The sequence below is a fragment of the Kitasatospora sp. NBC_01287 genome, assembly GCF_026340565.1.
Classification (GTDB): domain Bacteria; phylum Actinomycetota; class Actinomycetes; order Streptomycetales; family Streptomycetaceae; genus Kitasatospora.
This window is the reverse complement of sequence record NZ_JAPEPB010000001.1, coordinates 2,830,818-2,856,972: the sequence shown is the minus strand read 5'-3', so window position 1 is coordinate 2,856,972 and position 26,155 is coordinate 2,830,818. Positions and strand designations below refer to the sequence as shown.

26 protein-coding genes are annotated in these 26,155 nt (G+C 73.5%); 15 read left to right on the top strand and 11 right to left on the bottom strand.

The genetic code is table 11. The features are described 5' to 3' along the window. Window positions 1-31 precede the first annotated feature (31 nt). Window positions 32-1,324, top strand: coding sequence for a hypothetical protein (locus OG455_RS11950; RefSeq protein ID WP_266292889.1), 1,293 nt, complete (start codon window positions 32-34; stop codon window positions 1,322-1,324). Between the two features lie 68 nt (window positions 1,325-1,392). On the opposite strand, the gene OG455_RS11945 is transcribed toward OG455_RS11950, so the two are convergent. Further along, complete coding sequence (locus tag OG455_RS11945) at window positions 1,393-3,057, bottom strand: CdaR family transcriptional regulator (RefSeq protein ID WP_266292887.1); 1,665 nt, start codon at window positions 3,055-3,057, stop codon at window positions 1,393-1,395. Between the two features lie 198 nt (window positions 3,058-3,255). Here OG455_RS11945 and OG455_RS11940 point away from each other — a divergent pair, with 198 nt between their 5' ends. The 9 genes from OG455_RS11940 (at window position 3,256) to OG455_RS11900 (ending at window position 11,094) form a co-directional block, all read left to right on the top strand. Then, complete coding sequence (locus OG455_RS11940) at window positions 3,256-3,849, top strand: PadR family transcriptional regulator (protein WP_266292885.1); 594 nt, start codon at window positions 3,256-3,258, stop codon at window positions 3,847-3,849. 60 nt (window positions 3,850-3,909) lie between these two features. Then, window positions 3,910-5,133, top strand: coding sequence for an NAD(P)/FAD-dependent oxidoreductase (locus OG455_RS11935; RefSeq protein WP_266292883.1), 1,224 nt, complete (start codon window positions 3,910-3,912; stop codon window positions 5,131-5,133). A gap of 239 nt (window positions 5,134-5,372) precedes the next feature. Next, window positions 5,373-7,001 (top strand): L-glutamate gamma-semialdehyde dehydrogenase, encoded by a 1,629-nt coding sequence (pruA, locus tag OG455_RS11930; RefSeq protein ID WP_266292881.1) that lies wholly within the window; start codon window positions 5,373-5,375, stop codon window positions 6,999-7,001. A 90-nt stretch (window positions 7,002-7,091) separates the two neighbouring features. Further along, window positions 7,092-8,021, top strand: coding sequence for a proline dehydrogenase family protein (locus OG455_RS11925; RefSeq protein ID WP_266292879.1), 930 nt, complete (start codon window positions 7,092-7,094; stop codon window positions 8,019-8,021). A 284-nt stretch (window positions 8,022-8,305) separates the two neighbouring features. After that, window positions 8,306-8,515 carry a hypothetical protein gene (locus tag OG455_RS11920; RefSeq protein ID WP_266292877.1) on the top strand — a complete coding sequence of 70 codons (210 nt, stop codon included), beginning with the start codon at window positions 8,306-8,308 and terminating at the stop codon, window positions 8,513-8,515. Continuing rightward, entirely contained in the window at window positions 8,512-9,027 is a 516-nt protein-coding gene (locus OG455_RS11915; protein ID WP_266292875.1) for a DUF6879 family protein, read from the top strand. The genes OG455_RS11920 and OG455_RS11915 overlap by 4 nt, the downstream gene beginning before the upstream one ends. A gap of 12 nt (window positions 9,028-9,039) precedes the next feature. Then, window positions 9,040-9,897, top strand: a complete 858-nt coding sequence (locus OG455_RS11910) for a helix-turn-helix transcriptional regulator (protein ID WP_266300737.1) — start codon at window positions 9,040-9,042, stop codon at window positions 9,895-9,897. A 61-nt stretch (window positions 9,898-9,958) separates the two neighbouring features. Then, complete coding sequence (locus tag OG455_RS11905) at window positions 9,959-10,159, top strand: hypothetical protein (RefSeq protein WP_266292873.1); 201 nt, start codon at window positions 9,959-9,961, stop codon at window positions 10,157-10,159. Beyond that, window positions 10,159-11,094, top strand: a complete 936-nt coding sequence (locus tag OG455_RS11900) for a terpene synthase family protein (protein WP_266292871.1) — start codon at window positions 10,159-10,161, stop codon at window positions 11,092-11,094. Before OG455_RS11905 ends, OG455_RS11900 begins: the two co-directional genes overlap by 1 nt. On the opposite strand, the gene OG455_RS11895 is transcribed toward OG455_RS11900, so the two are convergent. From OG455_RS11895 to OG455_RS11870, 7 genes are all read right to left on the bottom strand, one after another. Continuing rightward, the gene (locus OG455_RS11895) at window positions 11,087-11,884 is read right to left on the bottom strand and encodes an anti-sigma factor (protein WP_266292869.1); all 798 of its coding nucleotides are present in this window, start codon (window positions 11,882-11,884) and stop codon (window positions 11,087-11,089) included. The two genes, OG455_RS11900 and OG455_RS11895, sit on opposite strands and share 8 nt — an antisense overlap. Next, window positions 11,881-12,465, bottom strand: a complete 585-nt coding sequence (sigK, locus tag OG455_RS11890; protein ID WP_266292867.1) for an ECF RNA polymerase sigma factor SigK — start codon at window positions 12,463-12,465, stop codon at window positions 11,881-11,883. The genes OG455_RS11895 and sigK overlap by 4 nt, the downstream gene beginning before the upstream one ends. 153 nt (window positions 12,466-12,618) lie before the next feature. Then, a complete protein-coding gene (locus tag OG455_RS11885; protein WP_266292865.1) occupies window positions 12,619-13,746 on the bottom strand; it encodes a cytochrome P450 in 1,128 nt (375 codons plus the stop codon). A gap of 143 nt (window positions 13,747-13,889) precedes the next feature. Next, window positions 13,890-13,970 (bottom strand): tryptorubin family RiPP precursor, encoded by an 81-nt coding sequence (locus OG455_RS42225; RefSeq protein ID WP_353963035.1) that lies wholly within the window; start codon window positions 13,968-13,970, stop codon window positions 13,890-13,892. Window positions 13,971-14,231: 261 nt separating this feature from the next. Further along, window positions 14,232-15,065, bottom strand: a complete 834-nt coding sequence (locus OG455_RS11880) for a protein phosphatase 2C domain-containing protein (protein ID WP_266292863.1) — start codon at window positions 15,063-15,065, stop codon at window positions 14,232-14,234. 175 nt (window positions 15,066-15,240) lie between these two features. Continuing rightward, window positions 15,241-16,152, bottom strand: coding sequence for an MBL fold metallo-hydrolase (locus OG455_RS11875; RefSeq protein ID WP_266292862.1), 912 nt, complete (start codon window positions 16,150-16,152; stop codon window positions 15,241-15,243). 165 nt (window positions 16,153-16,317) lie between these two features. Further along, the gene (locus OG455_RS11870; RefSeq protein WP_266292861.1) at window positions 16,318-16,716 is read right to left on the bottom strand and encodes an SgcJ/EcaC family oxidoreductase; all 399 of its coding nucleotides are present in this window, start codon (window positions 16,714-16,716) and stop codon (window positions 16,318-16,320) included. Window positions 16,717-16,994: 278 nt separating this feature from the next. Here OG455_RS11870 and OG455_RS11865 point away from each other — a divergent pair, with 278 nt between their 5' ends. From OG455_RS11865 to OG455_RS11845, 5 genes are all read left to right on the top strand, one after another. Continuing rightward, window positions 16,995-17,951 (top strand): GlxA family transcriptional regulator, encoded by a 957-nt coding sequence (locus OG455_RS11865; RefSeq protein ID WP_266292860.1) that lies wholly within the window; start codon window positions 16,995-16,997, stop codon window positions 17,949-17,951. Between the two features lie 113 nt (window positions 17,952-18,064). Then, window positions 18,065-19,063 carry a type I glyceraldehyde-3-phosphate dehydrogenase gene (gap, locus tag OG455_RS11860; protein WP_266292859.1) on the top strand — a complete coding sequence of 333 codons (999 nt, stop codon included), beginning with the start codon at window positions 18,065-18,067 and terminating at the stop codon, window positions 19,061-19,063. Between the two features lie 276 nt (window positions 19,064-19,339). Next, window positions 19,340-19,903 carry a phosphoribosyltransferase family protein gene (locus OG455_RS11855; protein WP_266292858.1) on the top strand — a complete coding sequence of 188 codons (564 nt, stop codon included), beginning with the start codon at window positions 19,340-19,342 and terminating at the stop codon, window positions 19,901-19,903. A 457-nt stretch (window positions 19,904-20,360) separates the two neighbouring features. Then, window positions 20,361-21,356, top strand: a complete 996-nt coding sequence (locus tag OG455_RS11850) for a hypothetical protein (protein ID WP_266292857.1) — start codon at window positions 20,361-20,363, stop codon at window positions 21,354-21,356. Window positions 21,357-21,509: 153 nt separating this feature from the next. Next, complete coding sequence (locus tag OG455_RS11845) at window positions 21,510-22,037, top strand: hypothetical protein (RefSeq protein ID WP_266292856.1); 528 nt, start codon at window positions 21,510-21,512, stop codon at window positions 22,035-22,037. A gap of 32 nt (window positions 22,038-22,069) precedes the next feature. On the opposite strand, the gene OG455_RS11840 is transcribed toward OG455_RS11845, so the two are convergent. The 3 genes from OG455_RS11840 to OG455_RS11830 all read right to left on the bottom strand — a co-directional run bounded on the left by OG455_RS11840 (window position 22,070) and on the right by OG455_RS11830 (window position 26,076). Continuing rightward, a complete protein-coding gene (locus OG455_RS11840; protein ID WP_266292855.1) occupies window positions 22,070-22,846 on the bottom strand; it encodes a putative protein N(5)-glutamine methyltransferase in 777 nt (258 codons plus the stop codon). A 223-nt stretch (window positions 22,847-23,069) separates the two neighbouring features. Further along, window positions 23,070-24,326: a TerD family protein gene (locus tag OG455_RS11835; protein WP_266300736.1), complete on the bottom strand. Its 1,257-nt coding sequence runs from the start codon at window positions 24,324-24,326 to the stop codon at window positions 23,070-23,072. A 256-nt stretch (window positions 24,327-24,582) separates the two neighbouring features. Then, a complete protein-coding gene (locus tag OG455_RS11830) occupies window positions 24,583-26,076 on the bottom strand; it encodes a hypothetical protein (protein WP_266292854.1) in 1,494 nt (497 codons plus the stop codon). Window positions 26,077-26,155 lie beyond the last annotated feature (79 nt).

Here is a 26,155-nt window from a genome sequence, read left to right as displayed (position 1 = left end):
AACGACGGCGAACCCCGGGGGTGCGGCGAAGGTGACGATCAGCAGCGGCAGTTGGGCCGCTGAGCCCGATGACGTGGCCGTGCCGCCCGGCGCCGGGAGCGCATCAGGGCCCGGAGCAGGGCCCGGAGCAGGGCCCGGCAGCTGCTCGGTGGCCGAGCACGCCGAGCAGGCCGAGCACGCCGACGAGGAGTACCGCGCGCAGCAGGAGCGGCACGTCCGCCAGGTCTTCGCGGAGCTGGAATTCCCGCTCTACGCCGTGGACCGGGCCGGCCACGGCGCCCGGAGCGGTGACCGGGCGCCCGGTGCCGGCGCCGACAGCGACGCGATGAGCGGCTACGAGGCCCACAACGGCGAGATCACCTGGATCGAGCTGCGCTCCGGCGACTGGACCTCGCTGGAGGGCCCGTACGTCACCGTGCGCACCTACCAGCCGGGGGTGGAGCGCTACGCCCCGCTGCCCGAGCTGGAGGAGCTGGTCGAGCGCGAGCGGGACCGGGTCTACGAGCAGCTCGGCATCGACGAGGGGGACAGCCCCGGCCGGGTGCGCGCGCTGCGCGAGTGGATCAGCGTGATGGGCGAGCCCACGGCGGTGCAGTTGCACGAGGAGAGCGGCGCGGGCAGCGGCACGGCCGCCAGGGCCCGCACGGTCTGGGCGGGCAAGCTGCTGCTCCACGGCTCGGTGGTGCTGGTCTGCGGCCGCGGCGTCGACCCCGCCGACATCGAGCTGGAGCAGCTGGCCGACCCGGAGCACGAGCGCTTCACGGTGGGGCGCACCGAGCTGCTGCGCCAGGTGGCCGAGCGCCGCCGGCACCGCCTGGCCCGGCTGCAGCGCAGCCACCTGGCGCTCACCGGGCTGGACGCGCACCGGGCGCTGCTGGAGTTCAGCGTGGAGCGCGCGCTGGCCCACCAGGCGTACCGGCTCTCCCGCGGCCGCACCCGGATGCCGCGCCGGCTGCGGGTCGCCGAGCAGCCCGAGCAGTGGGAGGCCGCGGTGCGCCAGCAGATGCACTACGCCTCGGAGAGCTATCCGGAGGCCTACGCTGCGGTCGGCTCGATGGTCGGGCAACTGCTGCTGCTGGCCGAGCGCGCCGACTGGCTGGTCGGCGGCACCGAGGGGCGGGCCGCGCTGGAGGAGGTGATCCGCTACACGGCCTTCGCCAGCCAGGTGCCCAGCCTGCCCGCGCAGCGGGCCTGGGAGCAGCTGGCCCGCAGGCGCTCGGCCACCGACCAGGAGCCGGCCGCCGCGGAGGAGCTGGAGTCGGCCGAGCAGGCCTGGCTGGGGGCCTGGGAGCAGTGGCGCCAGGAGCGCGGGCGCGGGCGCTGAGCGGGCAGTGAGCCGTGGGGGCCAGCGGGCCATGGGGGCAGACGGGGCGGTGAGAGCCGGTCGGGCGGTCAGGCGTCGCCGTGCGGCTGCTCCTCGGCGGGCAGCCGCAGCTGGAGCATCGCCAGCAGCCGCTGCTGGGGCTGGGCCAGGTCGATCCCGGTCAGCTGCTCGGCCCGGCGCACCCGGTAGCGCAGCGTGTTCGGGTGGATGTGCAGGGCCTGCGCCGCCACCCGCACCTCGCCCAGCGCGTCCAGCCAGGCGAGCACCGACTCGGCCAGCCTGGTGCCGTGCCGCCGGTCGTACCCGGTGAGCGCCGCCAGGCGCGGGTCGCGCAGCGCCGGCCGCTCCTGGAGCAGCGCCAGCACCTCGCTGAGCAGCACCTCCGCCTGCACGTCGATCAGCGCGGCCACCTCGGGCACCACGCCGCCGCGCCCCATCGCGTCCAGGATCCGGTCGGCCTGCGCGCGGGAGGCGGGCACGGCCGCCAGGCCCGGTTCGGTGCTGCCGATCGCGGCCCGCAGCGCGACGCCCAGGTGGTCCTTCGCCGCGTCCACCACCTCCTGCGCCCAGGCCCGCACGGTGGTCATCGGCAGGCCGGCGGGCAGCTCGGGCAGCAGCACGTAGACCCGGTTGTCGATCGGGGCCAGCAGCGCGCCGCGGTGCCGGGCGGCGGTGTGCACCGAGATCAGGCCGGTCACCTCGGTGCGGTTCAGGTCGGCGCCGACCGCGGCGTAGGCGAGCACGGTGGCGGGCCGGTGCTGGTGCAGCCCGAGGTGGGTGGCCAGCGACTGCGGCCCGGTGCTGCCCTCCAGCAGGCCGGTGAGCAGGGTCTGGGTCAGCCGGACGTCGGCCGAGACCTCGCGGCGGCGGCGCACCAGCTGGCCCGCCGCCACCCGGGCCGCGCCGATCAGCGCCTGCTCGGCCTGCTCGGCCAGCGGCCGCGGGCCCTCCTGCACCCAGATGGTGCCCAGCGGCTGGGCGCCGGCCCTGATCCCGATCGCGAGCCTGCGGCGCAGGCCCAGCTCGGGGTGCGGCTCGACCGCGATCACGCTGTCCGAGCTGCGCAGGTGCTGGAAGATGCCCCACTCGCGGAGCTTGGACAGGTACGGCTCGGGCCCCTGCCAGCCCAGGATGGAGAGCCGCCGCAGGTCGTCCACCTCGTCCGAGTCGGCCGAGCGGGAGTAGGCGAGCACCCGGCTGGAGGTGTCCTCGATCGAGACGATGCCGCCGGTGAGCACCGCGGTGGTCTGGGCCAGCGAGAAGAGGTCGCCGGCGCCGCCGGTGGGGAGCACGCCCTCGGCGCTCTCCGGCGCGTCCGGGCCGTTGATCACCGCGCGGGCCAGCGCGTCCAGGTGCTCCCAGCGGGTCTCGCTGCGCACCGAGAGCAGCGCCACGCCCGCCTCGGTGGCGGCCTCGCGCAGCGCGTCGGCCTGGCCCGGGGCGTCCAGCTTGACGGCGACGGCGGCCGCCTTGGCCCGCCCGGCGGCGCGCAGCGCGGGCAGCGCGGCGCGGCCGCGGGCGCCGATCGCCAGCACGAGTTCGCCGGGGTTGGCGGTGGCCGGGTCCTCGGGGTCGAGGATCGCCACGTCGCGCACCGGGACGTCCAGGCCGGCGGGCGCGGCCTGCAGTTCGACCAGTGGCTCGCCCAGCGACATCAGCAGTCGGCGCAGCGGCAGGCCGGGGGTGGACGGCGGCGGACCGGGGGTGGACGGCGGGAGGCCGGGGGCGGTCATCCAGGCCTCCTTCGTCCGCTCGGACAATGTCGTACGCACGACTTTAGCTGTGCGGACAGCCGGTACGGACGGCGTGTGCGGACAGCCGGTGCGGACAGCCCGTGCGGACAGTCCGTGCGGACACGGTACGGAACTGAATAGTTGACACTGACTAGTTAGAGCTGGATAGTCAGTACTGACCACAGAGAGAGGTACGCAGTGGCGAAGCGACGCGCGGTGGCCAACCCCTTGGCCCTGGCCGTCATGGCGGAACTGGTGGTGGAGCCCATGCACCCGTACGAGATGGGACGCCGGCTCAAGGAGCACGGCAAGGAGCGGACCATCAAGTACAACCGCAGCTCGCTCTACATGGTGGTGGAGCAGCTGCGGAAGGCCGGGTTCGTCGCCGAGCAGGAGACCGTGCGCGACACCCAGCGGCCCGAGCGCACCGTCTACGCGCTCACCGAGGCCGGCCGGGGCGAACTCGGCGACTGGATGCGTGAACTGGTCGCCGATCCGCAGGCGGAGTACCCCAAGTTCGGGGTGGCGCTCTCGCTGCTGGCCATCGTGCCGCCGCTGGAGGCGGCCGAGCTGCTGGGCCGCCGGCTGGCGGCGCTGGGCGAGCAGCTCGCGGACGTCCGCGAGCAGCTGCGGATCGGCGCCGAGCAGCAGGTCCCCTGGATCTTCCTGATCGAGGAGGACTACCGGCTCGGCGTGCTGGAGGCCGAGGAGCGCTTCGTCACCAACCTCATCGAGTCGGTCGAGCGGCCGGACTACGTCCGCTACTGGCGGGACTTCTTCGAGAAGCCCTAGAGAGGCCCTGGCCCGCACAGGTCCTGGGCGCATCCGAACTGACTGGGGGTCAGTGGAACCATGGTGAACGCGACGGGAACGCACGGCACGAGGACGGCGCTGGTGGTCGGGGGTGGCATCGCGGGGCCCGCGATGGCACTGGCGCTGCACAAGGCGGGCATCCGGGCCACGGTCCTGGAGGCCTACCCCACCACCGCGCAGGGGGTGGGCGGCGCCTTCATGATCGCGCCGAACGGGCTGGCCGCGCTGCGGCTGCTCGGGCTGGACGAGCAGGTGCGCGCGATCGGCCAGCCGATCCAGCGGATGCTGATGGACGATCCGAACGGCCGCCGGATCGCCGAGTTCGGCGGGGTGCCCGGACTGCCGCCGGGCCTGGCGATGTGGCGCACCGACCTGTACGCCGTGCTGGAGCGGCGGCTGCGCGAGGTGGGCATCACGGTCGAGTACGGCAAGCGGCTGGTCGACGTGGCCGAGCGGCCCGACGGGGTCACCGCGCACTTCGCGGACGGCACCAGCGCCGAGGGCGACGTGCTGATCGGCGCGGACGGCGTCCGCTCCACCGTGCGCACGCTGATCGACCCGGCCGCGCCCGGCCCGCGCAACACCGGACTGATCGGGCTGGGCGGCCTCAGCGGGCACACCCTGAGCGGCCCGGCGGCGCGCACCGACACGATGCACTTCGCCAACGGGCGGCAGGCCTTCTTCGGCTGGTGGGCGCTGCCCGGCGGCGGCACCGCCTGGTTCAGCAACGTGAAGCGGGCCGAGGAGCTGACCGCCGCCCAGGCCCGCGAGACGCCCGCCGCCGACTGGCTGGCCCGGCTGCGCGAGCAGCACGCGGGCGACCACCCGGCCGCCGAGATCCTGCGGGGGGTCGCGCCCGAGCAGCTGGTCAACGTCGGCTCGCTGCACATCATGCCCAGGGTGCCGCGCTGGCACCGCGGCCGGCTGGTGCTGATCGGGGACGCCGCGCACGCGCCCTCGCCCAGCTCGGGCCAGGGCGCCTCGCTGGCCGTGGAGGGGGCGGTCGAGCTGGCCCGCTGCCTGCGCGACCTGCCCGACCCGGCGGTGGCCTTCGCCCGCTACGAGTCGCTGCGCCGGGCCCGGGTGGAGAAGATCATCGCCCAGGCCGAGCGGAGCAACAACGAGAAGACCGCGGGCCCGGCGGCCCGGCTGATGCTGCGCCTGGTCGCGCCGGTCGCGGTGCGCACCTTCCTGCGGCCCGAGAAGATGTTCGGCCCGGTGCACCGCTACCAGGTCGACTGGGACCGGCGGCTGACCGCCTGAGGGCTGCCGGCCGTCTGGCCGTCGGACCGTCGGCCCGTCTGAGGGCGCGGGGCGGTCGTTCGTCCGTTCGTCCGGTCGGCGGTACATCCCCGCCTTCGTCCGTGTGGACAACTCCGAACGAACGACTTTAGCCGCCCGGCCAACCAAGTGGGCCGGGCGGCGGGCTTAACGTTCCTCCATGGCCCGCGTGTGACCCTCGCACTGGCCACCCCCACGACTCGAAGGAGAGCGCGCGCCTTATGGACGCTGTGACCCAGGTCCCCGCGCCGGTGAACGAGCCGGTCCACAGCTACGCCCCCGGCAGCCCGGAACGGGCCCGCCTGGAGGCCAAGCTGAAGGAGCTGGGGGGCCAGGAGCCCGTCCAGCTGACCATGACGATCAACGGTGAGCGCCGGATGGGCGCCGGCACCGAGATCCACGTCGTCCAGCCGCACAACCACGCGGCTCGGCTCGGTACCCTGCGCAACGCCACCCAGGGCGACGCGCAGGACGCCATCGACACTGCCCTGGCGGCCGCTCCCGCCTGGCAGGCGCTCTCCTTCGACTCGCGCGCCGCGATCTTCCTCAAGGCCGCCGACCTGCTGGCCGGCCCGTGGCGCGAGACGCTGGCCGCCGCGACCATGCTCGGCCAGTCCAAGACCGCGCAGCAGGCCGAGATCGACTCCTCCTGCGAGCTGATCGACTTCCTGCGCTTCAACGTGCACTTCGCCCGGCAGATCATCGCCGAGCAGCCGGTCTCCTCCGACGGCGTGTGGAACCGCAGTGACCACCGCCCGCTGGAGGGCTTCGTCTACGCGATCACGCCGTTCAACTTCACCGCCATCGCCGGCAACCTGCCGACCGCCCCGGCCCTGATGGGCAACGTGGTGCTCTGGAAGCCGTCCCCCACCCAGCAGTTCTCCGCGCACCTGCTGATGGAGCTGCTGGAGGAGGCGGGCCTGCCCAAGGGCGTCATCAACATGGTGACCGGCGACGGCCTGGCCGTCTCCGAGGTCGCGCTGAAGCACCCGGCGCTGGCCGGCATCCACTTCACCGGCTCCACCCCGACCTTCCAGCACCTGTGGCGCGAGGTCGGCAACAACATCGCCGGCTACCGCAGCTACCCGCGGATCGTCGGCGAGACCGGTGGCAAGGACTTCCTGGTCGCCCACCCCTCCGCCGACCCGGCCGTGCTGAAGACCGCGATGACCCGCGGGGCCTTCGAGTTCCAGGGCCAGAAGTGCTCGGCGCTGTCGCGCGCCTACGTCCCCGCGTCGATCTGGGCCGGGCTGAAGGACGAGTTCCAGGCCGAGGTCGAGGGCCTGACCATGGGTGACGTCACCGACCTGGCGAACTTCATGAGCGCCGTGATCGACGACCGCTCGTTCGCCAAGAACAAGGCCGCCATCGACCGCGCCCAGGCCGACCCGTCGGTCGAGGTGCTGGCCGGCGGCACCTACGACGACTCGGTGGGCTACTTCGTGCGCCCGACCGTGCTGGTCTGCTCGGACCCGGCGGCCGAGTACTTCCGCGACGAGTACTTCGGCCCGATCCTCGCCGTGTACGTCTACGAGGACGAGAAGTACGACGAGATGCTCGCGCAGATGGAGTCGGTCTCCTCCTACGGCCTGACCGGCGCGATCATCGCCCAGGACCGCGCCGCCGCCCAGGACGCGATGCACAAGCTGCGCTTCGCGGCCGGCAACTTCTACATCAACGACAAGCCGACCGGCGCGGTCGTCGGCCAGCAGCCCTTCGGTGGCGGCCGGGCGTCGGGGACCAACGACAAGGCCGGCGCCAAGCAGAACCTGGCGCGCTGGACCTCCACCCGTTCGGTCAAGGAGACCTTCGTCCCGCCGACCGACTACCGCTACCCGCACATGGGCTGACCGAGCCGCACTCCCCGGGGGCGGCGGCCCACCCTCACCGCCGCCCCCACCCTTTTCTGCCTCCCCCTGTACACCCCCACAGGAGTACCGATGCTCCGTTCCGCCCTCCTCGCCGCCTCCCGCTCGCCGCAGGTGCGCACCGTCGTGGAGAAGTTCCCGCCGACCCACGCGATAGTCGAGCGGTTCGTCGCCGGCGAACTGCTCGACCAGGGCATCACCGCCACCGACGAACTGGTCGCCACCGGCCGCAGGGTCACGCTCGACCACCTCGGCGAGGACACCAAGGACGCCGCGCAGGCCGCCGGCACCGCCGAGGCCTACGAGCTCCTGCTGGCCGCGCTCAAGGAGACCGGCCTCGCCGCCAACGCCGAGGTCTCGGTCAAGCTCTCCGCCGTGGGCCAGTTCCTGCCGGTGGACGGCGAGAAGATCGCGCTGGAGAACGCCCGGCGGATCTGCGAGGCCGCGGCCGACGCGGGCACCACGGTCACCCTGGACATGGAGGACCACACCACCACGGACTCCACGCTGGGCATCGCGCGCGAGCTGCGCGCCGACTTCCCGTGGCTGGGTGTCGTGCTGCAGGCCTACCTGCGCCGCACCGAGGAGGACTGCAAGGAGTTCGCCGCGGCCGGCTCCCGGGTCCGGCTGTGCAAGGGCGCCTACAAGGAGCCGGAGTCGGTCGCCTTCCAGGGCAAGCACGACGTCGACCTGGCCTACGTCCGCGCCCTCAAGGTGCTGATGGCGGGCGAGGGTTACCCGATGATCGCCTCGCACGACCCCAACATGATCAAGATCGCCGGCCAGCTCGCCGAGTGGAACGGCCGCGCGCGCGACAGCTTCGAGTACCAGATGCTCTACGGCATCCGCCCCGAGGAGCAGCTGCGGCTGGCCGAGGCCGGCAACACCATGCGGGTGTACCTGCCCTACGGCCAGGAGTGGTACGGCTACTTCATGCGCCGGCTCGCCGAGCGTCCGGCGAACCTGGTCTTCTTCCTGCGGGCGATGGCTACCAGGGGCTGACGGAGCGTCAGTTCAGCTGCGGCGGAGTCGGATTCGGCTCCGCCGCAGTCGTCATATGCTGTGCCGATAGGCTGGCTTCGAAATCAACCAGGCAGTCGTAGAGCCTGCGTAGTCCTGCCCGTCTCCCGCCACTGACCACGCGTCCCCGCCCGGCCTCGGCCGAGCGGGGCGCTTCCGTGTGCCTGGGCAGCCGCTCGCAAGTTGTCGCAAGCTTCTGGCAAAGTGGTCGCTCAGCGTGCAAGCCTGAGCACAGAGATCGTCAACCAGCGACCGTGGAGGCCAAGATGGCACTGCACAAGCTTGGACAGGACCCGAATAGCCCTGATGGCAAGAGCCCGACGCTGTATTACGACGACGAGACCGACAACTACCTGATCCAAGGCTGGAAGGTGCTCGACCAAGAGCGGCTCGCACAGCTCGACCTGCCCGAGCACGAGACCGTGATCGAATACCCGAAGCGGATGATCCAGTTCTTCCCGGAGGTGAGCGGGTGATCGTGGTGCCCTCGATCGAGGACCTCATGGCCGCCTGTACGGCCTCGGCCGTACATCTGGAGATGCGCGACGGGTACATGCGAGATGACCCGCGGTTCATCGCCTGGCAGGAACACACGCTCGACCTGTCCGCGATGACCGAAGCAGAGCGTCCCTGGCTCGCGGTAGTCGCCTCGACCACCCAACGCGGTGTGGCGGTGTGTCGGGCCCGGATCGTCTCGGAACCCATCAGCGATTACGTCCGCTTCGAGCATGATCTCACCTCGGCCAACGAGGCCTCAGGTGAACTCGTACGCTGGTTGCCACGCCGACAAGCGACCAGCATCGCACTTCCCGGCAACGACTTCTGGCTGTTCGATGGCACCGTGCTGCTACTCAACCACTTCGATGGCGATGGCAACTTCATTGACCACGAACTGGTCAGGGATCCCGAAGTCATCAAGCTGTGCGCTACAGCATTCGAGGCGGTCTGGGGCCGCGCCATCCCGCACGAGGAGTACCGGCCGGTCTGACCGGTCACCATGATGTCTGCCGCCGGCTCGCCTTCCTCCGCCGTCCAACAGGCCAAGCAGGCCTTGGGCTTGCGCATGCGTGAGATCCGAAAGGACGGAGGACTCAGCGCGCGGGCGCTTGCACGGCTGGCCGGCTGGCACGAGTCCAAATGCTCGCGAATCGAACACGGACACACGATGCCGTCCGATGCAGACATCCGGGCCTGGACTCTGCACTGCGGCGTTCCCAGTCAGGCAGCAGATCTGATCGCTGCAGCCCGGGGTATCGATGGCGCCTACGTCGAGTGGCGCCGCATCGAGCGTCCCGGGCTGAAGCGTGCCCAGGAGGCCGTTCTGCCGCTTTTCGAGCGAACGCGGCGCTTCCGGGCTTACCAGTCCTGGGTGGTCCCAGGCCTGCTGCAGACGCCTGCGTACACTCGGGCGATTCTCGAGACGATCGTCGCGCTCCGCAGTGTCCACAATGACGTCGATGAGGCGCTGGCCGTCCGCATGGACCGCCAGAAGGTACTGCATACCGGCCACCATCGCTTCGCCGTCCTCATCGAGGAGTGGGTGCTGCGAACCGTCATCGGTGATGCAGACGTCATGACTGGCCAGTTCGGCCACCTCATCGCGATGGCTTCAACTCCTTCGGTCAGCCTCGGTATCATCCCGCTTGGTGCCAGCCGGGGTGCTGGATGGCCGGTCGAGTCCTTCACGATCTACGATGACGCACAGGTCAACGTCGAATTGGTCTCTGCTCATCTCACAGTCACGCAGCCGGGCGAGATCCATGAATACGTGCGCGCCTTCGCTGAACTGGAGGCGCTGGCTGTCTACGGTGCCGCAGCGCGGACCATCATCATGTCGGCGGTCAACTCGATCAGGTGACGGCTTGCAAGTTCGCGCACACTTGTGGTGCACGCCTCTGCGTCGTCTCTACCGTCGTCGCATGGCAGATCTCGTGGCTCCGCCGCAGCCCTCCGCCGGGCCGCCGCCTGCGGACACAGTCCTGACCTATGCGCAGCTGCACGAGCGGCAGTGCATCGCCTGCCCGGCGACTGTCGGACTGGCGGTGGCCGGGTACCGGACGGTCGACGGTCTGACCTGGGCCGTGGCGGCCTGCCCCGAGCATGTGGGGGAGGCGAGTTGATGGCCGCCGCTGACACTCGGCGCCCGGTCCTGCGCTCCGGCGCACTGACCTTCCTGCGGCGGTACGGGCTGCACCCGGACCCGGAGGGCTTCCTCGCGCATGGCTATGTCGACCTGTTCCTGGAGGCGTGGCGGGGCTCGACCGGCAGGCCGCTGGAACTCGCCACCTGGTGGGGGCTGTGGACGTGGCGCACGGACGACCTCCTCGACCGGGAGCTGCGCGAAGCCGACGCAGCGACGGTCAGGTACCTCGTCATGCGACTGCGTGAGGTCCTGGACGGCGACACGGCCGAGCTGGTCGAGGACCATCCTGCGGTGCGGGCGCTCGCGGACCTGGTCCGCTGGACCCGGCCGGCGATGCCGGGCGACTGGTGGGATCGGTACGCGTCCGAGCTGGAGGCCTGGATCCAGGCGGCGACCGAGAAACGGCAGGGCTTCGCGCGGGTGAGCCGCACGCCGACCCTGCGCCAGTACCTGACGCTGCGTCCGACCGACGGCGGGATGCTGCTGGCCGCGATGTGGACGGAGCTGGCCCTGGGTTGCGTCACCCCGCAGTGGCGGGGCCTGTGGATGCACCGGCTGCTCGACGCGTTCTCGGCGTGCGGCACCCTCGCGAACGACCTCGCGGCCGACGACGATGACCGCTTCACCGCGCAAGCCGCGCTGGTCGCGGCCGGGGTGCCCGAGGCGGAGGCTCTGGAGCGGGTGCGCGAGCAGTTGTCCGGTGAGCGGGCCCGCCTGTGGATCCTGATGACCGCCATTCGGCAGGACGCCGAACTCGGCGGCCCCGACGCGGCCTTCCCGGTCACGGCCGAACTCGCTCGCGCCCTCGACCATTTCGTGCGGGCCCTGGCGGAGTGGACGCGCACCAGCACCAGGTACCGGCCGCCCGACGGTCTGTGTGCCCGGCGGGGCGCGCGCCGCCGGCTCAGGTGAGGGGCAGCAGGAAGAGCGGGGTGGTGGTCGGGTGCGGTGAGCCGCCGGTGGGTTCCAGGGTCATGCCGACGCCGATGGCGCCGTGCGGGCCGCCGTTGAGCAGCAGGGTGCCGGTGGTGGTGGGGAGCAGGCCGGCGGGGCGCATGGTGCCCGCGTCGTCGAACCAGAGCTCGTAGACCCGTCCGGTGCCCGGGGCGGGCAGGCCCTGGGCGAGGAAGCCGGCCTGGTCCTGGCCCCGCGACCAGATGACGGTGCCGGTTCCTGAGCCGACCTTGGTGCTGGTGGTGCGGGCGTCGGGAGCGGCGAGCAGGCCACCGAGCCGCGCCTGCTGCGCCTGCAGTTGGCTGGTGCGGGCCGAGACGTCGTCGGCCCGTTGGTGCTGCTGGAGCGCGAGCCCGCCGAGGGCGGCGGCCAGGGCGAGGCAGGCGGCGAGCGCGAACCTGCTCCAGCGGCGGGTGCGGGGTGGTGCGGGGTGGTGCGGGTCGGGGTGGTGCGGGTCGGGGTGGTGCGGGTCGGGGTGGTGCGGGTCGGGGTGGTGCGGGCCGGTGGTCTCGGGTGGCAGTTGGCGCACGGTGCTGGTCGCCGCGAGCACCCGGGCGCGTAGCTCGGGCGGTGGGGTGACCGCCTCGGCCGCGCCCAGGCGGGCCAGCGTTCCGGTGAACTCGCGCACGTCGAGCGCGCAGGCCGGGCACTGCGCCAGGTGGCGTTCGAACGCCGCTCGCTCGTCCTCCGCCAGGGCGTGGGCCGCGTAGGCCCCGGCGAGGGTGTGGGCCTCGGCGTCGCCGGTCACGAACCCACCCCCAGGCAGTCGCGCAGCCGGATCAGCCCGTCGCGCATCCGGGTCTTGACCGTGCCGAGCGGGGCGCCGAGCAGTTCGGCGACCTGCTGGTAGGTGTAGCCGCGGTAGTAGGCCAGGGTGACCGATTCGCGCTGGAGCTCGGTCAGGGTGCGCAGGCAGCGTCGCACCTGCTCGCGCTCCAGCCGCCCCTCCACCTGCTCGGCGACCTCGTCGAAGAGCGGTGTGTGCTGCTGGGCGGCCTCGCGCTGATCGCGGTCGGCGGCCGCCTGGGCCGCCCGGACCCGGTCCACCGCCCGCCGGTGCGCCATGGTGAGCACCCAGGCCAGCACCTCGCCCCGCTCGGGCCGGTAGCGCGCGGCGGTGCGCCAGACCTCCAGCAGCACCTCCTGCGCCACCTCCTCCGACTGCGCCGGGTCGCGCAGCACCCGCCGCACCAGGCCGAGCACCGGGCCGGCGACCGCGTCGTAGAGCCGGGCGAAGGCGTCCTGGTCGCCGAAGGCCACCCGCGCCACCAGCTCCGGCAGGTCGGGTCCGCGCCGCTGCGGGCCGGAGAGGGGGACCGCGGAGCTCACCGCGTCACCACCGGCACACGGGGAGGGGCATTGGATCCTCCTGGAGGCGGGCGCGCGGCGGGGGCGGGCACGCGGCGTGGGGCGGACGGTCCGGGTGGGCCGTCCAGCTCCAGTCTCCCGCGCCGGCCCGGGCGCGCCCAGCCGGCGACCCGTTCAGCCGGCCGCCGGGGCCGCCCCCGCGAGCGGACGCGTCAGGTGCGGCTGCCGCACCCGCTTCACCCGGATCTCGTCGACCCCGAGCAGACCGAGCAGCGAGACCTTGGCCCGGCGCTGCTCCGGGTCGACCGTCAGGCCGTTCTCCCGGAGCAGGTCCAGCAGCAGCTCGGCGAGCGGCATCACCATGTGCCGTCCCCAGCAGCGCTCCGAGGAGTGGCCGAAGGGCAGGTAGCCGGGCGCGGTGTCCGGGTCCAACTCGTCCCAGCGCTCCGGGCGGAACTCGTCCGGCGCCTCCCAGAGCGCCGGGTCGCGCTGCGAGAGCAGCGGCAGGATCAGCACGTCGTCCGCCGTGCCGATCCGCGGGTCGATCTGCGGGAACTCGGGGCAGGCGCGGCGCAGCATGTTCCAGGACGGCGGCAGCAGCCGCAGCGACTCGTGGATGATGTTCCGGTTCGAGACCCCCTCGTCGAACGGCGCGCCGAGCCAGAGCGCGTTCGCGACCAGGGTGGAGACGGTGAAGCAGACCGGGGCCGCCGCCCGCCGGTACATGCCCATCGCGTAGCGCCGGTCCTGGTAGTTGGTGGCGTCGGCGACGAGGCCGGCCAGGGCGGTCCGCCCGGCGTTCGGCCCGGCGTTCGGCCTGGCCCGGCCCGGCAGCGCGGCGCCGGCCGCGATCACGGACCAGGTCAGCACCGTCGTCAGTTCGAGGTTGCGGCTCATCAGGACGCGCAGCCGGTAGGGGTCGGCGCCGAGGATGAGGTCCCGCAGGAACAGGTGCCCGGTGATCGGCCACGGCCCACTGAGGTCGACCCCGGTCGGCAGCGGCCTCTCCAGTGCCGCCCGCACGTCGCGGCCGACCGTCCGCATCACCGAGGAGGCTTCGGGCCGCGCGATCGAGCGCCCGTGCAGCGGCTTGAAGGTGGGCCGCTCCAGCTCGGTGGCCCGCCGCGCGGCGAGGATGCGGTCGGTGAGCTCGGGGCCGGCGATCCCGATCGTGTCGGGCTCCAGCCGGACCAGGTCCTTGCCCAGGTGGTCCCGGAGCAGGGCGGCGAGTCGCGGCGCGAAGACGGTGGTGCGCCCGTGCGCCGGGTGGGCGGAGGCGGGGTGGGAGGACGGCGACGGCATGGGGGTGCTCCGAGGGGTCTCCGGGCGGAAAGGCAGAGGGTCCGCGCTCGGCCGGGCGCCGATGAGGGCGACGTGCCGTGCGCGGACCCGGACCGATGCACAGCCGGCCAGGCCTGGGGAGCGGGCCGGAGGTGCGGGTGCGCCTAGTACCAGATGTACCAGGCGCTGGCCTTGAGGCTCTGGCGGCCGCGAACGGCGTTGCTGATGGCGAAGAGGACCTTCATGGGTGCATCTCCTTCCGGCGTGCGATGTGCGCTGTTCACCGGGGCTTTTCCCCGGTGAGAGGAGAAGCTAGTAAGGGGTGATCAACGTCCGTTCGACGCAGCATCTATGGAGTGGTGATCCGGGTCGGTGATCCGGGTCGGTGATCCGGGCGTCAGCCTGCTGCCGGCCGATCCAGCTGCTGCCGGAGTCGGTCGGCGAGTCCGCGACCTTGGCCGGCCGAGCGGTCCGCATGGCTGAGCGGTTGGGCTCACGTGGTGTTGCTAGGGCTGCGCCGGGATCCAGTGCACGGCGGTGGCGTCGTCGTGGAGTTTGAAGCGGGGCCAGCGGCGGCCTTGGGGGTCGTGCTGTTCGGCGGATCGGACGCGGTCGATCAGGGGGGTGGGGCCCTGTTCGTCGAGCAGGTCGAGGACTTGGGGCCAGGTGGCCTGGCGGTAGGCGTCCACGTAGTCGGCCACGCCGTCGCTGAAGAGGGAGACGGAGCGCACCTGGGCCGCCGGGAGGGTCCCGGTGACTGCCTCGGCGGCGCTGCGCGGGTCGGCGCCGGCGACCCAGTAGCCGGTGGGGGTGTTGCGGTGGTGGCGTTCGACGGCCATGTACGCGCGACGGGCGGCCGCGTGCTCCGGAGTGCCGAGCTGATGATGCGTCATGGCCTGCCACAAGGGCTGGAGTTCGGGGATCTGCTGGACCCGGCGGTCGCTCACCACGTGCGGGCCCTCGGCCAGGGCGAGGACGATGGTGGAGTCGTGCAGGGCGAGGTGGTCGAACCGGTCCTCGCGCTGCACGACGATGGCCACCGTCGAGGAGGGGGTGCCCGGGTCCGCGAGGTCGCAGGTGGGTGCGTGCAGCCGCGCGACCGCTTCGATCGCCTCGGCAAGCACGGTGGCGGGCGGCCGCTGCCGCGCGTCGAGCAGCCCGGCCAGGAGCTGGGCGCCGAGTTCCCGGACGTACCAGCGCACTCCGTGTACGCAGCCGCCGCCGTCCTCGCTGGGGCCGCCGGCGCCGTCCAGGAGGATCGCCAGCCCCGGGCCGAGGATCGCCAGGTCCTCGTTGGGGCGATCCGGCAGGGCGGGACGGGTCGCGAACGTGGCCTTCATGGCTCCCCCAGAAGTCGGACCGGTTGCTGACCCCAGTTCTACAGCGCGAACGAAATTCAACGCAAGAGAACATTTATCAACATCTGGTGCCTGGGAGTGCGAGGCGTGGCGACTCAGGGACGGTGCGGACGTTGCGGACGGGGCGGACGGGGCGGGTTGTGGCGGTCGGGCGCGTTCACCAGCGCACGGCTGTGAAGTCGACCTCCCGGGGCTGGAGTTCCCGGGTGCGGGCGGCCAACTGCCGCAGCCGCTGGGCCATCTCGGCGGCGGGGAGGTGGCGGCGGTCGCCGTGGCCCGGGAGCAGCCACTCGAAGCGCAGCTGGTCGGCGGCCCGGGTCAGGGAGCGGGCCAGCTCGGTGATGGAGTACCAGGTGACGCTGTCGGCCACTTCGAGGTCCGCGGTGGTGCGCGACCAGTAGAAGCTGTCGCCGCTGAAGCAGTACCGCTCGTCGGCGAGGTAGAGCACACTGCCCCGGGTGTGGCCGGGGAGGGGGAAGGCGGTCACGCCCGCGCCGATCTCCGCCGGGTCGGTGCCGCGGAGCACGCGGTCGGCGTCCGGGGCGGCGTCGAGGTCGCCCTCGTGGATCCAGAGCCGGGCGCCGAAGTGGTCGGCGTAGCGGCGGCCGTGCGCCGCGTGGTCGCGGTGGGTGAGCAGGACGTCGGTGACCGGGCCCAGGGCCGCGTAGCGGGCGGCCAGCGAGGCGCTCCAGCGCGGGGTGTCCACCATCATCGTGGTGCCGTCGGGCCGTCGCAGCAGGTAGGAGTTGGCCCCCGCGGTGTGCGTGGAGTTGTGTCCGCACAGGTGCACGGTGTCGTCCAGGGCCAGCGGGAAGGGGTCCGTGCCCGCGTCCAACCGCCCGCCTGGGGGGCGGATCGAGCGGGTGGGGCAGGCGTGCGCGGCGGCGTGGAGCTGCTGGACCTCGCTCCGGCTGCGCGGCCCGCGCAGGACGGCCGAGCGGCCGTCCACCTCGCCGATCAGGCCGGGGGCGAGCTGCCGGGCGACGTCGCAGTTCGTGCACCGCCCGTCCACCTGCCAGCCGTCCTCGAACCGCTCCTCCAGCCGCTCCTCCGGCCGTTCCTCGCTCATGGCCCGCTCCCTCCCTGCCGCGTCCGCCGGCGTGTTCGCCCGCCCTTCAGGGGTATCCCGCGCAGGGCTGATATTGGAAGGGGGTACGGGGGTTGTCCTTGTGGTGGGGCGCTGCTCTCGCGGGCGGGGGAAGGAGGGAGCGGCTCGGGGCACGGCGGGGCGGGCTCAGCCGGGGTCGGAGAAGGAGTGGTGCTCGTGCGCCACCTGCCAGCGGCCCCGCTCCTTGCGGAGTCCGACGGTCAGCCGCAGGCGGTTCTCCGGCTGCTCGGCGAGCTCCCGCGCGCTGCCGCAGCGCAGCAGGGCGTGGGCGTAGGCCACGTCGGCACCGGCGGTGACGTCGAGGGAGAGGAGGTCGAACGAGCCGCCTCGGGCCAGCGCGGCGAAGAACGGCGGCCACGTCGCGCGGTAGGCGTCGATGCCGCGGGCACCCTCGTACGGCGGGGGCACGTCGAACATCACGATGTCGTCCGTGTGGTCCGCCAGGACGCCGGCCAGGTCGCCCGCGCGCGCCGCCGCGAGCCACCGCTCGATCAGGGCCCGGATCTGTGCTTCGTCGTCGGTCAAGGCTCGGCTCACCATCTCTCGGTCGCACCGTCCGTCGGTCGCGCCGTCCGTCGGCCGCGTCGCGCGGGTGCTCGCGTCGGCCCCGCGGCTGGTGCGTGCGGGCTGCCTCCATTGTCGCCCGACGGCGCCGGGAGCATCCTGTTGTGACGTCCGGTGACTTCCTGGCGCGTCGGCCCCCTGCCCGTCTCGCGGGTGGACGGGACGGCCCGGCGGTGGTCGACGGCGAAGGACGCGGCGGCGGGCCGCCGGGCCCGTGCGCCCCGGTTACCCTCGTCCCCGTGCCAGCCTCACCCCCGCACCACGTCGCCGTCCTCGTGCTCGAAGGCGCGAAGCCGCTCGACGTCGGTATTCCCGCCCAGGTGTTCACGACCCGCGCGAGCATGCCGTACGAGGTGCGGGTGTGCGGCGCGGCGCCGGGCCTGGTGACCGGCGGCGACGGCCTGTCGTACGCCGTCGCCCACGGCCTCGACGCACTCGCGTGGGCCGACCTCGTCTTCGTCCCCGGCTACCGGCACCCGGACCGTGACGACCCGCCGCGGGCCGTCCTCGACGCGCTGATCGCCGCCCACGAGCGCGGCGCGCGGCTCGCCGCCATCTCGACGGGCGCCTTCGCGCTCGCCGCCACGGGCCTGCTCGACGGCAAGCGCGCCACGACGCACTGGCACTACACGCGGGCGCTGGCGGCGAAGCGTCCGCTCGTGCGGGTCGACGAGAACGTCCTGTTCGTCGACGAGGGCGACGTGCTGACGTCGGCCGGCGCCGCCTCGGGCATCGACCTGTGCCTGCACATCCTCCGCGGCGACCTGGGGGTCTCCGCGTCGAACCACGCGGCACGGCGCCTGGTCGCCGCCCCCTACCGCAGCGGCGGTCAGGCGCAGTACGTGCCGCGCAGCGTGCCCGAGGCGCTCGGCGAGCGGTTCGCCGCCACCCGCGAGTGGGCACTGCACCGGCTCGGCGAGCCGCTCACCCTCGACGTGCTCGCCCGGCACGCGGCGGTCTCGCCGCGCACGTTCTCGCGCCGCTTCGTCGAGGACACGGGGTACACGCCGATGCAGTGGGTCATGCGTGCCCGCATCGACCTCGCCCGTGAGCTGCTGGAGCGCTCGGAGCGGGGCATCGAGCAGATCGCCGCCGACGTCGGCCTGGGCACCGGCGCGAACCTGCGGCTGCACTTCCAGCGCATCCTCGGCACCACGCCGAGCGAGTACCGGCGCACCTTCACCCGGGGCGAGTAGGCGCCCGCGCCGGCGGGTGGCGTGATCCTTTCGGACCGTGGCGATCATGCCGCTGCCACCGTCCGGCGCCGCGCGAGAGCCTGGTGGTGAGACCGGACGAGGGGACACCACTCATGACTCGCATCGCCATCAACGGATTCGGCCGCATCGGACGCAATGTGCTGCGCGCGCTGCTGGAGCGCGACAGCGCCCTGGAGGTCGTCGCCGTCAACGACCTCACCGAGCCCGCCGCCCTGGCGCGGCTGCTCGCCTACGACACGACGGCGGGCCGGCTCGGCCGCCCGGTGACCGCCGAGGCGGACGCCCTGGTCGTCGACGGCCGCCGCATCACCGTGCTCGCCGAGCGCGAACCGGCTCGGCTGCCGTGGGCCGAACTCGGCGTGGACGTGGTGCTGGAGGCGACCGGCCGCTTCACCTCGGCCACCGCCGCCCGCGCCCACCTCGACGCGGGTGCGAAGAAGGTGCTCGTCAGCGCGCCGGCGGACGGCGCCGACGTCACGCTCGCGTTCGGGGTCAACACCGACGCGTACGACCCGGCCGCGCACACGATCATCTCGAACGCCTCCTGCACCACCAACGCGCTCGCTCCGCTGGCCGCGGTGCTCGACGAACTCGCCGGCATCGAGCACGGGTTCATGACCACGGTGCACGCCTACACGCAGGAGCAGAACTTGCAGGACGGCCCGCACCGCGACCCGCGCCGCGCCCGCGCGGCCGCCGTCAACATCGTGCCGACCACCACGGGCGCGGCCAAGGCGATCGGCCTGGTGCTGCCGGGCCTCGACGGCAAGCTGTCGGGCGACTCGATCCGCGTGCCGGTCCCGGTGGGGTCGATCGTCGAACTCAACACGACCGTCGCGCGCGAGGTGACGCGCGAGGAGGTGCTGGCGGCGTACCGGGCGGCGGCGCAGGGCCCGCTGGCCGGTGTGCTGGAGTACTCGGAGGACCCGCTCGTCTCGTCCGACATCACGGGCAACCCGGCCTCGTCGATCTTCGACTCGGCCCTCACCCGCGTCGATGGCCGCCACGTCAAGGTGGTCGCCTGGTACGACAACGAGTGGGGCTTCTCGAACCGCGTGGTCGACACGCTCGAACTCCTCGCCGCCGGCTGACGGGAACGAGGGCGAGGGGCGAGGGGCGGCGTCCGCCGGTCCGCGCGCTGTGCCGGCGGACTGCTGGTCAGTCCCGGCCGGCGCCCCGGACGATCCGGCCGATGACGGCCGCGGCCGGCTCCGGGTGCTCCGCCGGCCATCTCCTTGTCGAGGAAGGCGACGAAGTCCCGTGCCCCGCCCGGGAACCGGAACCGCGCCGACTCGGATCCGGTGGCCGCTCGGCGCCTGCCGGATATCGAGTTGCCCTGTCCCCGCACGGCCGGGACACTTCCCGCCATGCCTTCCCGCGCGCGCGACCTCCTGCTGGAGCACTTCCGATGGATCGACGGCCATGCCGACGTCTGGTCGGTCTTCAGGGATCCCGTGGCCCTGGCCGCCGTTGTCGCCGGCATCGTCGACCCGTTCCGGGACGCACAGGTCACCGCGGTCTGCGGCATCGAGTCGCGCGGGTTCCTCCTCGGCGCCGCCGCCGCGGTCGAGTTGGGGGTCGGCTTCGTTCCCGTGCGCAAGCCCGACGGCCTCTTCCCCGGCGATAAGCTCAGCGCCCGGACCGACCCGGACTACCGGCAGCGCCGCCACACGCTCCGCCTGCAGCGTTCGTCGCTCGGGCCAGGGGACCGGGTGCTGCTGGTGGACGACTGGATCGAGACCGGCAGCCAGGCGATCACCGTGCGGCGGATGGTCGAGGAGTGCGGCAGCAGATGGGTCGGCTGCGGCGTGATGGTCGACCAACTGCGCGACGAGCGAAGGGCGTTGCTGGGGCGTGTGGTGGGGGTGGTGCGGGCGGGGGAGTTGCCGGCGTCGGTCGGTTCGACCGTGCCGCCGCCGACGACCCGGTAGGCGGGGACGCCGGGGCGGATGCGCTTGATCAGCGGCACGGTGTTGTCCGGGGTGAGGAGGACGGCTCGGACTCGCGCTTGCATGGTGGTCTGCTTCCTTCGTGGTGGAGCGGGGCCGCTCGTCCGGCGAATTCGGCACCTCCTCTGATCCGCCGCCGTCTCGTTCTTCGGCAAGCCGAGCTGCGACAGGCGTTCTGGATCGAGGGCCTTGTATCCCTCCGTACCGACGAACGGACAGGTGGGGCCGTCGGTGGGCGAAATGCGCTGGAGTGGGCTGGATCTGGCGCAAGATCAGCAGAAATGATCAGTTGCGGACAGTGCCCGAGTGGGCACGAAGCGTGGTGTACGGTGGCCGCGAAAGCGCGGTGGCCCAGCAAGAAATGGGCGAGCCCGGCAGGTGTTAGCAGCACCAGCGCCGGGCTCTTCACCGCCCAGTGGAAGGCATGGGTCCACCGGAGATGCTTAGGCATGTTAGCGCGCCTACGCGCGACTTCACGCGGATTCGCAACACCCAGCTCTGGGATGACGAGCTGTCGGACAGCGCCTTCCGGCTGCTGGCACGGGCGCAGTCGCTGCCCCCGGCCAAGGCGCGCACCACCACCGTCACCGACATGGCCGCCGGACTGACCGGCGGACGGATCACCGCGGAGCGGGCGCGCAAGCAGCTCGCGCGCGCCGGTCTGCTGCACCACACGCGCTGGCGCGGCCGCAATGGGCAGGTCCGCAGTGAATCGCTGCTCTGCGACGAGCCGTTGAGCGCGGGGGAGGCCGAACTGCTGTTCGCCGCGCACTTCGAGCGGCTGGACGGTCGCGGCCATGGCGCACCGGATGCCGGGTCGCGAAGGTGCGGTGCGGCCGCACTGCCGTCACCCGGCATCGCCCTCCCTGCGGGAGAAAGACTGGAGGGGGAGAAGACTTCCCCCCTCCCGGTCCCGCCGCCTCCGCCGACCCCGCCGCCTCCGCCGACCCCGCCGCCCCCGCCGGCCGACGGACCGCCCGCCGACGAGCACCCCGAGGCCGAGCAGGTGCTGCGCACGCTGCGGCAGAGCGATCCGCGCCTGGTGCTCGGCCGCTCCGAGGTGCGGCGGCTGGCCCCGCTGGCGGCGGAGTGGCTGGCCAGGGGCGTGAGTTCGGAGTCGTTGCGGCACGCGCTCACCGCCGGGCTGCCGGAGCGCGTGAAGAGCCCGCACGCGTTGCTCCGCCATCGCCTGCTGGAGAAGCTGCCGGACGCCCCCGGGACGCCGACGCCACCGCCGGTGCCACCGCCGGTGCTGGAGCTGGTGAGTTGCACGCGCTGCGAGCTCCCGTTCCGTCCGCTCAGCGGGGAGGCCGCCTGCCGCACCTGCCGCCAGGCGGCCGCCGCGACGCCGGCCGATGCTGGTGAGCCCTCGGCCCGGCCGGGCTGGCGCGAGCGCTTCGCGGGCATGGCGGTGGCCGCCGCCGGGCCCGCGTGACAGGTGGCCAATTCCCGGTGAGTCCGAGGTGCCACTTCGAATTCATTGCTGACGCGCTGTCGGACCCACCAGAATGGAGACCTTCTCGACCGACGGGGGATCGTCGACATGGCCGAAACTGTCAGCCAGACACAATTCTTGATCAACGGCGCTGTGAGGCAGCGGGAGTGGCGCAGCTCGGGGAAGTCCCGGACGGGCGCCATCGTGTTCCTGCTGGTCCTGGTGGCGATCGGCATCGGGCTGATCTTCGCCGGCCAGGGCCACCCGAACGACAACTCCGCGCCGACCTGCGACGGCAAGACGATGAGCACCTCGGACATCTGCGACGAGTACACCAACGGCGCGCTCACCAGCTCCTCCAGCTACCAGGACCTGCTCGACCAGCAGCACAACGGCCAGCCCGGGGAGATCGTCTTCGGTGGCGTGCTGATCGGGGTGGCGGTGCTGCTGAGCATCCCGCTGCTGCGGGCGTACAGCCCGTCGCGGCCGTGGGGAAAGCCGATCGGGTTCCTCTGCCCGCAGTGCGGCGGCCCGAACCTGCGCGAGGCGTCGATGTCCCGCAGCACCACCAAGGGGCGCACCAAGACCACCTACCGCGGCGTCGTCACGCTCTGCTCGCCCGCGTGCGGCTTCAGCGCGGTGCGGCGGCCCGACCCCGTCGCCAAGAAGAACAGGCGCTGACGGGGCCGGGGCGTCCGGTAGTTGACGGAGCGTCAGGAGGGGCGGGCCACCACCACGGTGGCGTCCAGCTCGTCGTCTGTGCGCACCTCGGCCCTCAGCCCGGCGCCGGTCACGGTGGCGACGGCGTGGGGCACTTGGCGCTCGCTGGTCTCGAAGAGCAGCGCGCCGCCCGGTGCCAGCCAGTGCCGGGTGGCCGCGGCGACCCGGCGCAGCACGTCCAGGCCGTCTGCGCCGCCGTCCAGGGCGACCCGGGCCTCGTGCACCCGCGCTTCGGCGGGCAGCAGCGCGATGTCGCCGGTCGGGACGTAGGGGACGTTGGCGAGCAGGGTGGCGACCCGGCCGCGCAGCCGGGCGGGCAGCGGGGCGAAGAGGTCGCCCGCGTAGGCGTGGGCGCCGGTGGGGAGGTTGCGCCGGGCGCAGGCGACGGCGGCCGGGTCGACGTCGGCCGCGTGCAGCTCGACGCCGCCGGGCACCGCGGCGGCCAGTGCCGCGCCGAGCGCGCCGGAGCCGCAGCAGAGGTCGACCACCAGGTCACCGGGCGCGGTGAGTTCGGCGGCGCAGTCGATCAGGAACTCGGTGCGGCGGCGGGGGACGAAGACGCCCGGGTCGAGGCTGATCCGCAGGCCGTGGAACTCGGCCCAGCCGAGCACGTGCTCCAGCGGATGGCCGACGACGCGCTGCTCGACCATGGCGGCGAGTTGCTCGGGGCCGGTGGCGGTGGCGAGGATCAGGTCGGCCTCGTCCTCGGCGAAGACGCAGCCGGCGCCGCGGAGTCGGGCGACGATCGCGGGGTGGGTCAGGAGCTGCATGAGAGCGGTGAACGCCTTTCGGGGGAACCGAAGGTGCTCCCGAGGTCCGCGCCCGGCTCAGGCCTGGTGTGCGGCGGGACCGTGGAGGGAGAGCACCCGAACTGCGACAGCGGTAATGCCTCTCACCTCCTCGGTCATGGGCCCCGCGTACCGTGCGCCGGTACCTCGGGCCTGCGGTGCGCAGCGTAGCAGAGCGCGGGCGGTGCCCCGCGGGCGGCGGCTCTCAGAGCAGGGCGGCCGCGGGCTTGACCATGCCGCGGGCGGTCTTCGCGTCGACGAACTCGCCCAGGGCGGTCATCACCCACTCGCCCGAGTACTGCCGGACCAGCTTGCACATCACCACGCCCGTGTGGGGCTGGGCGTTGGTCAGGTCGAAGCGGACCAGCTCCTCGCCGGTGGCCACGTCGAGCAGGCGGCAGTACGCGTCGGTGACCTCGGTGAAGCGCTGGCCGGAGAAGGAGTTGACCACGAAGACCAGACCGCAGACCTCCGGGGGCAAGCCCTCCAGGTGGACCTCGATGGCCTCGTCGTCGCCCGCGCCCCCGCCGGTGAGGTTGTCGCCGGTGTGCTGGATGGCGCCGTTGAAGATGTTGAGCTTCATGAACCAGGCGGTCTCCAGGCGTTCGCGCTTGGCGTCGAAGGCGATGCAGGAGGCGTCCAGGTCGACGTTGCGGCCGCGCTTGGCGGGCTCCCAGCCCAGCGCCATCCGGATCGAGGAGAGCAGCGGGCGGCCGCCCTTGACCAGGGAGACCGAGCCGCCCTTCACCAGGGAGACCCGGCCCTTGTCCAGGGTGACCTTGGGAGCGGCCGCCGGACCGCCCTGGCCGCCCGGACCGCCCGGACCGCCCTGGCCAGGCTGACCGGATGCCACCGGCGGTGCGGCCGGTGCGGGCGGGGCGGCGGGCACCGGCGGGGCGGCGGGTGCGGAGGGCATCAGCGGGAGGGTGGGCGCGTAGCCGGGCATCGGGGGCACCGCCGCCGGGCCCGGCTCCTCGATCGAGACGCCGAAGTCGGTGGCGATCCCGGCCAGCCCGTTCGCGTAGCCCTGGCCGACCGCGCGCACCTTCCACTCCGCGCCGCGCCGGTAGACCTCGACCACCACCAGGGCGGTCTCCCGGCTCAGCCGGGGCGGGGTGAACTCGGCGATCACCTGGCCGGTGTCGGCGTCCTTGATGGTCGCGGTGGGCTCGGTGCCCGCGAAGGTGGCGCCGGCCTCGTCCAGGCTGGCGGTGATCACGATGGTGCTGACATCCGCCGGCACCGCCCAGGTGTCCACCGTGATCGCGTCCGGGGTGGAGCCGCCGGCCGGGCGGTGGGTGACGCCCGGCCCGCGCGGGGCGTTGAAGAAGACCAGGTCGGCGTCGGAGCGGACCTTGCCGGCGGCGGTGAGCAGCAGCCCGGAGACGTCCACCCGTTGACGGCAGGTCACCTCCACACTCACCCGGACTGCGGACAGCGGGGCGTTGGAGCCCTGGGTCAGGGTGGTGGACACGTGATCCTCCTGGACTGGACGGGCACGGTGGGGCGAACCGGCGTGCGCTACAGGGCCAGCCTAGCCAAGGGCAGGTCAGGGTGGGATCAGCTGGTCGGGGCGAAGGGGAGGCAGGTGCGGCGCGAGGGTTGCCCGGGAGGCGGTGCCCGGTGGCGGGCCCGCCTCCCCGAGGCCGGGATCAGCCCGGGAGCGGCCCCGGACCAGCCCGGGAGCAGCCCCGGACCAGCCCGGGAGCGGCCCGGGATCAGCCCGGGAGCGGCCCGCGGCGGGGCACCGGGGCGCCGAAGACGCCGAGGGCGGCCACCGCGTGCGGGTCGCGCAGCGCGAAGCCGGAGGCCGTCCAGCCGCTGTCGGCGGCCCGGAGGCCGGGGTCGGCCGAGCGGGCGTCCTGCACGGTGAAGGTGTAGGTGCCGGGCGCCAGGTCCTCGCCCGGGGCCGGGGCGAAGCGGTAGACGAGGGCGGAGCCGCGCTGAAGGAGCGTCACCCGGGCACCGGGCAGGGTGCTCCAGGCCATCGCCCCGGCCGAGGCGTCGGCGTCGAGGCGCAGCTCGACCTCGACGGCGGCCAGCGGCTCGGTGACGGTGAGAGTCACGGTGTGGCGGCGGCCGAGCCCGGCCGGGTCCGCCGTGCTGCCCTGGCCGCTGAGGATCGGCGCGGCCGGGGCGATGGCGGCGCTGTCGCCGCCGATCAGGTCCGGCGAGGGACGGGGCGCCGGGATCAGCGGGGGCGCCGGCGAGGTCGGGGTCAGCGGGGTGGGGGCGGGTGGCGGGGTCTCCGGCGAGCGGGCCGGGGGCACCGTGACCGGGGGCGAGGGCTGGTCGCTCGCGCTGCCGGTGGGGGTGCCGGGGCTGGTGGGATCGCTGGGGCTGCTGGGGCTGCTGGGGCTGGAGGGATCGCTGGGGGCGCCGGGGGCGGTGGTGCCCGTGGTGCCCGGGCCTGCGGTGGGCGTGGGTGCGGGCGTGGCGGTGGGCGAGGGCGCGGCTGTGGGCTCGCCCGTGGGCGACGGCGTCGCGCCGCCGGGCACGCGGCCCGTGCCGGTGGGCGGGTGGCCGGCGGTGGCGGTCGACGGCCGCACGGAGGGCCCGCCGACCGTCCCCGCGGGTGCCCCGGCGGGCGGCGTCGAGGCCCCGGCGGCGCCGGGCGCTTCGGACGCGGCCGGTGCGCCGGCCTCGGCGGGGGCGGTGGGCGCGGGGGACGTCGTGATGCCGGCGTCCGGGGTCGATGCGGCCAGCGGGGGCGGCGCGGCGGGCTCGGGGCTGACGGGAGCGGTCAGCGGGCGGGCGCCCGGGTCGGAGGGCGCGGACGGCGGCGTGTACGCCGGGCGCGCGGGGCCGCCGGCCACCGGCACGGCGGCGCCGGGCGCGGGCGTGAGCGGCGCGCCGCCGGCCGGCTTGCCCGTGGCGGGACGGGCGCTGATCGTCGCGCCCGCCAGCGGAGCGGGTGCGGCGGGCCCGACCGCGGGACGGCCGCCCGGCGCACCGGTGGCGGGCGTCGAGCCCGGCCCGGAGGGAGTGGCGCCGACCTCGGTCATCCGCACCCCGTAGCCGACCCGCTGCTGGGCGCTGACCAGCCAGGTGGTCGCGATGCTGATGCCGACCACGGTGGACATCGCCATCGCCGCGCCGGAGACCTTGATCGCGGGCAGTCGGAACTGCCCGCCGAGCGGCCTGGGCCGGCTGTGCCGGCCTTGCGGCGGCGCCTGCTGCGCCGCCGTGGGGGTGCCTTCCCGGTGAGCCACCGGACTCCTCTCCTCCCCAGCCGACCTCCCCGGTCGGCTGCCGCTACCCCGCCCGAAATCCCCGATCGATTCCCCGCTC